The 6,000-nt window shown below is 46.1% G+C and carries 5 protein-coding genes; 2 read left to right on the top strand and 3 right to left on the bottom strand.

Annotation, left to right across the window (positions count from 1 at the left end):
- Nucleotides 1-617: 617 nt before the first annotated feature.
- The gene (locus EV213_RS15130; protein WP_133581398.1) at nucleotides 618-1,064 is read left to right on the top strand and encodes a GNAT family N-acetyltransferase; all 447 of its coding nucleotides are present in this window, start codon (nucleotides 618-620) and stop codon (nucleotides 1,062-1,064) included.
- Between the two features lie 49 nt (nucleotides 1,065-1,113).
- On the opposite strand, the gene EV213_RS15135 is transcribed toward EV213_RS15130, so the two are convergent.
- Both EV213_RS15135 and EV213_RS15140 read right to left on the bottom strand, forming a co-directional pair.
- On the bottom strand, nucleotides 1,114-2,298 hold the full coding sequence (locus EV213_RS15135) for an acyltransferase (RefSeq protein WP_133581399.1): 1,185 nt from the start codon (nucleotides 2,296-2,298) through the stop codon (nucleotides 1,114-1,116).
- 35 nt (nucleotides 2,299-2,333) lie between these two features.
- The gene (locus tag EV213_RS15140; RefSeq protein ID WP_133581400.1) at nucleotides 2,334-3,527 is read right to left on the bottom strand and encodes an acyltransferase; all 1,194 of its coding nucleotides are present in this window, start codon (nucleotides 3,525-3,527) and stop codon (nucleotides 2,334-2,336) included.
- Nucleotides 3,528-3,843: 316 nt separating this feature from the next.
- On the opposite strand from EV213_RS15140, the gene EV213_RS15145 reads away from it, so the two are divergent.
- Nucleotides 3,844-5,667 (top strand): FAD-dependent oxidoreductase, encoded by a 1,824-nt coding sequence (locus EV213_RS15145; protein ID WP_166639342.1) that lies wholly within the window; start codon nucleotides 3,844-3,846, stop codon nucleotides 5,665-5,667.
- On the opposite strand, the gene EV213_RS20995 is transcribed toward EV213_RS15145, so the two are convergent.
- Nucleotides 5,625-6,000 (bottom strand): hypothetical protein (locus EV213_RS20995; RefSeq protein ID WP_208112768.1); only part of this gene is annotated, 376 nt, incomplete at its 5' end. The two genes, EV213_RS15145 and EV213_RS20995, sit on opposite strands and share 43 nt — an antisense overlap.

Below are 6,000 nucleotides of genomic sequence, written 5' to 3' on the forward strand. Positions count from 1 at the left end.
TAATACGAGTAAACCCCGCCTCTCGCAGGCGGGGTTTTTCTGTAAGGGATGGGTGAAAGTATAGGATGACTCACTGAGTGCGCGAAAAAGGCCAGAGTGCGCGAAAAAGACCTTAGTCCGCGCGAAAATGCGGAGGAAGTGCTCGAAAACCGATGTGAGCTGCGCGAACCTAGGTCATGAGTGCGCGAAAAAGTCCAGAGTGCGCGAAAAAGACCATAGTCCGCGCGAAAATGCGGAGGTAGTGCTCGAAAACCGATGTGGGCTGCGCGAAACCAGGGCTTGAGTGCGCGAAAAAGTCCAGAGTGCGCGAAAAAGACCTTAGTCCGCGCGAAAATGCGGAGGTAGTGCTCGAAAACCGATGTGAGCTGCGCGAAACCAGGGCTTGGGTGCGCGAAAAAGTCCAGAGTGCGCGAAAAAGACCTTAGTCCGCGCGAAAATGCGGAGGAAGCGCGCGAAAACCGATGTGGGCTGCGCGAAACCAGGGCTTGAGTGAGCGAAAAAGGACAAAGTGCGCGAAAATAACCGCGTATTCTCCGATGATTCATCAGGAAGTGCAGGAAATTGGAACATACATAGGGAATAAACTTCAGTTAAAAAGTTCCTAAGTGGGGGAGAGAATGTACAGAAAAGCGTCTATCGATGATATTCCGGCTATCGTTCAGTTGAAATATAAAATGCTTGAAGAAACTGGGATGGCACAAAGGCTATTGCCTGATTTCCAACAGTTGGTTGAGGAAGATTACAAAGCGTTCTATTTGGCAAACACCGCTCAACATTTTATCGCTGAAAAAGATAATCAACCAATTGCATGTGCGGGCGCCTTTATTAAAGACGATGCGCCTTACCGATATTTAAAGCTCCGTTCCTATGGGTTTATCGCCGATGTGTACGTCGATCCACAATTCAGAAGGCAAGGCATCGCAAGAACTTTGACGAACGCAACATTGGACTGGTTTTTAGAAAAAAATATCCGCTTGTTTAGGCTGGTGGCGAGCGACGAGGCAAGACCATTGTATGAATCAATTGGATTTACAGCGACTAAGGAAATGGGAATGTTCCGATAACTTACTTTCTCCTTTCTTGCACCAAAAAAACCTCTAAGCAACGTAACGCTTAGAGGCTTTGATTTCGGTCTTTTTGGACGCTTGAAATCGGCGTTTCTCGTTTCCAAGGCAGTTGTTTTGGAAAGGAACCGAAAAAGATCCAGGCGTGACGCCAATAGTTCATCGCTAGGCCGACGATGAGCCACGAGATGCCTAGAGAAATCACAAAACCTGCGGCGGTTCGAGCATGATACAGGATCGGGTGGCCAGTATCGACGTATTGCGTAAACGTATGAAGTGGGAGGACATGGAGCAAGTAAACGCCGAATGAGACGACCCCAAGGTGAAGTAGTCCTTTTACTAATCGACTAGACGCATGCCTGAAGAGCACGTACGCAAGTTGCATGAGCACAAATGCTGAAAGAAAGGTATGCATGTTCCAGAACAACTCAAACCAAAGCGTATCGGCTGTGTAAATTCCGGCACGATACAAGTATTGTACGACTACATGAGCAGTAGAGAAAAATGCCCATAATCCCCAAACGGTTACTGTGGCGACGGCAAGCTTGCCTTTGAAGGTTTGTTTCGAAACCGCAAAGAAACGCTCGAACGTTGAATAGTTCATGCCAACTGTGACCCCAGATAAATAATACGCCATGTAGGAAAAGCCGATGCTGCCTTTGTGATCGGCCGGGAGAACGCCATATTTAACCCCGAATACATACACCCATTGAATGAGAAAACCGACCCAAAAGGCATGCTTTGAAGCACCGGGAAACTTTTTAAAGAACAAAAGAAGAAGCGGAAACACAATGTAAAATTGTATGGAGATAAAGACAAAATAAAGGTGTCCGTTTGCTTCGCCTAACAGCAGGTCATACACAAATTCCCAGGCGATGCGTTCTGGTGTATAAAATTGTTGTAACAACGGCAATTTGTACCAAAAATAGAGTATTGAAAAAACAGCATAGGGAATTAGAATAAACGTCATCCGTCGTTTGTAAAAATGACGAAGCAGCCCTTTTTCTAGTGGTCGCTTGCTGTACGTATAAAAAAGCACGAGACTACTTAAGAAAATGAATGTTGGCGTGCCAAATTTAAAAAAGATGTTGATGAAATTGTACACAATGAACATATCAGAATTTGAATTTTGCATGTCGGCAATCGTATACGACGTTGCATGCACGAGCAGAACACCGATGATTGCCATGGCACGGGTCAGATAGATCTCGTGGATATATTTTTGGGAAGACATTTGGACCTCCTGTCTAATGAGCAACGGACCTCCTCTTACGGTGAAGAGGAGGTGGTTTGCTGAGAACTGCCAGGCTCAAGAGGCAATTGCGTTTTATCTTTCTTAGGCATTTTTTTCGGAGTTGCACCAAATAGAATCCAAGCGCCTGGGACGTACTTCAGAACAAGTCCAACGACAAGCCATGAAACGGCAAGGGTTACGACAAATCCGACAGCGATAAAAATGTGATACAGCAATGGATCACCAGTTTTAAACTGAGCGTAATACTCATTCAAAACAAGGAGATGCATTAAATAGATGCCAAATGAGGCGACACCTAAGTGCATCAGAGCATTCACAGCCCATGGTGCGAATTTACGGTAAATCAAGAAGGACACTTGGAGCAAGACAAAGGCTGAGAAAAACGTATGCAAGTTCCAAAACAGCTGGAACACGAGTTGACTTGGTGATCCAAGACCGGTACGAAGAAGGTATTGCACATAAATATGACCGAATGCCGTCCCGGCCCAAGCAAGCCACAGGACGACTGTCCAGACACCCCATTTAGACAGCAATGCTTCTTTTGTCATTGATAAGAAGCGCTCGAATTTGTCGAAATACATGCCGAGAGTAATGCCTGTGAAATAATAGGACATGTAGGACAACGAAATGCTTCCTTTGTTTTCAACTGTAATCAGTCCTTGATCTAATGCAAAAACAAAGGCCCATTGGATAAGAAAGCCGATCCAGAAGGCATGCTTCGCAACTGCTGGGAATGTTTTAAAAAACCACAGGAACAGTGGAAATAAAATATAAAATTGGATAGAAATAAAGACAAAATACAAGTGAGAGCTTGTCTTTCCAATCGCTAGACGATCTAAAAATTCCCCTAGCATCTCACTTTGTGGAATATAGGATGCGTAGACATTGTAATGGTATAAGAAATATAGAGTGGAAAAGATGATATATGGTAAAATAATAAACAGCATCCGTCGTTTATAAAAGGACGCCATCAGCTTTGGAGTCAGCGGTCGTTTTGAATAGCTGTAAAACAAAACAAAGCTGCTCAGCAAGATAAATGTCGGTGTTCCGTATTTGAAAAACGTATTTACGCTATTATAAAAGCCGTAATAACTGGTGCCTTGCAAGTCAATAATCGTAAACGAAGTCGCATGGACAAGCAGTACACCTAAAATGGCAATCGCTCGTGTGACATAGATTTCGTTGATTTGTTTCGTCTTAGCTTGCATCGTAACAATGCTCCTTTCTCAGTTCCACTTAAGCATTCGCCATGCGCCTGTCGTTTTATGGTGCAGGCACACATTTTAATCATGAGGGAGAAGTCGCATTTTGACAATAGTATAGAGGCATTTTGCTTCGTTTTTTGTTTCTATAATAAGCAGGAATACCCACCCAATTGTGGTACCATAGCGAAGTATGTAAAATGAAATGAAAATAATAGGGGGCCAATGGTCATTGACCTAACGTATGAATAGCAAAAAAACAGCACTTACACGAATTTTAGTCGTATTCGCCTTTGGAATCGTTTTGACAGCAGGAGGGTATTTGTTCCTGGAACAGACGAAGGAAGCAGCGTTCCAGCTACCGGATAACCAACAAGCTTTGCTTGATACATATGGGGACACACCTGATGAAAAGCCAATGAAGGACGCCTATGATGTCATCGTCGTCAGTGGCGAACCAGAAGGTGTGGCAACTGCTGTTGCGGCAGCTCGCAACGGCGCGGATACGTTGCTGGTGGAATCGCGCGACGGGCTAGGTGGATTGTTTACTTATGGCTGGCTTAACTTTATTGATATGACATTAAACGATGACGGGGAGGTCGTATCAAAAGGCATTTTTGAAGAATGGCATGAACTTGTAGGAAACGATGAAGTGTTTCGGGTGGACGTCGCTCAGGCAGCGTTTAACAAACTTGTTGAAGAGGAAGAAAATTTGACGGTTGCTTTCAATACAAAGGTTGATGAACCAGTGATTGATGAAAGCAACACGATGACCGGATTGACGTTAACGAATGACGAAGGCACGAAGCAAGTGTCGGGAGCACGGATTATTGATGCGACACAAGACGCCGATTTAGCTGCAGCGGCTGGAGTGCCGTATACGTATGGAGCAGAGGATTTAAATCAAGAAGGCACGATGGCGGTCACCCCAATGGTGTATCTGAAGGATGTCAACTGGTTTGGTATTCGTGAAGCGGCGAAGCAAGAGCTTTTTGGGACGGCAACCGTTTCAGATACGACAGCCCATGGGTTTTCTGAGCTCCATACGATGTACACCCCTTCACAGGACCATATGCGCCTTCGTGGACTCAATATTGCACGCATTGGGGAAGATGAGGTGTACATTAATGCGCTACAGATCTTTGGTGTGAATGGCACAAAGCCTGAACAGGTTGAAGACGCCATGAAACGAGGCAAACGGGAAAGCGCCCAGGTCCTTGCTTACTTACGAGAACACTTTCCGGGGTTTGAAGATGCAAAGATCGCTGCCTTCCCTCCAGAGCTTTATGTCCGAGAAACTCGTCATATCCAGGCACTTTACCAGCTTGACATGAGCGACGTGTGGGCGAACCGTGATTTTGATGACACGATTGCCGTTGGTGCCTACCCAGTTGATGTTCAGGCGCACACCGTTGACAACTATGGGTATGTGATTTCTAATCCTAATCAATACGGGGTTCCATTTCGTTCAATTGTGCCTCAAGACGTGAAGCATCTATTGGTCGTCGGTCGCTCCGCAGGCTTTACGTCCCTTGCAGCAGGGAGCGCACGGATTGTCCCAACTGGAATGGCTGTTGGTCAAGCCGCCGGAACTGCGGCAGCGCAATCCATTGCAGAGGATATCAGCTTTAGAGAGATGGCTGAAAGCGATGAGGCGATCACGACATTACGAGAAAATTTGATTGCTCAAGGGCAATACATTCCTCGTTTTAAAGACATTGCCTATCCTTACAAGGGCGATCCAGCCGACGAGGCGATTCAAACGTTAATGGATACTGGGATTCTTGTCGGAGGCTATGACAACGATCTTGGCCTAGACCAAGAAATGAATCACCATAGCTTTGTGAACCTTGTTCGTGAGCTGGTTAAACGGACAAACGGTGAGTTGTTCGAAGAAAATATAAAACAAATGGTGCAAATGAATGACTTTATTTACAATGAGGAACCGCAGCCGCTCACACCAGATAAAGCCGCAGAAATTATTCTAACGGCGTTCGGTGAGTCGGCTGAGAATGGCTGGCAGGAAGCGGCTCTAACTACGTATTTGACTGACGAGACGCGAAGCGCGTATGAGAGCGATCAGGTTTTGCGAAAAAATGACGCCTACATGATCCTCGCGGACTTTTTGAACCAAATCGGGAAATAAGCGAAACGGCAGGCCAAGCGCCCGCCGTTTTGTTTATGCTGGAATGAGGTGGGCAAAGTGCGCGAAAGTCGGGCAAGAGCGCTCGAACCCGCAAAGAGTGCGCGAAAAAGGCTTAGAGTTGCGCGAAAATCGAACGAGAGTGCGCGAAAACAGGCATGGGCTGCGCGAAAATCGGGCAAGAGCGCTCGAATCCGCAAAGAGTGCGCGAAAAAGGCCTTGAGTTGCGCGAAAAACGAACGAGAGTGCGCGAAAACAGGCATGGGCTGCGCGAAAATCGGGCAAGAGCGCTCGAATCCGCAAAGAGTGCGCGAAAAAGGCCTTGAGTTGCGCGAA

Origin of the sequence: Aureibacillus halotolerans, assembly GCF_004363045.1 — a bacterium.
GTDB classification, from domain to species: Bacteria; Bacillota; Bacilli; order Bacillales; family DSM-28697; genus Aureibacillus; species Aureibacillus halotolerans.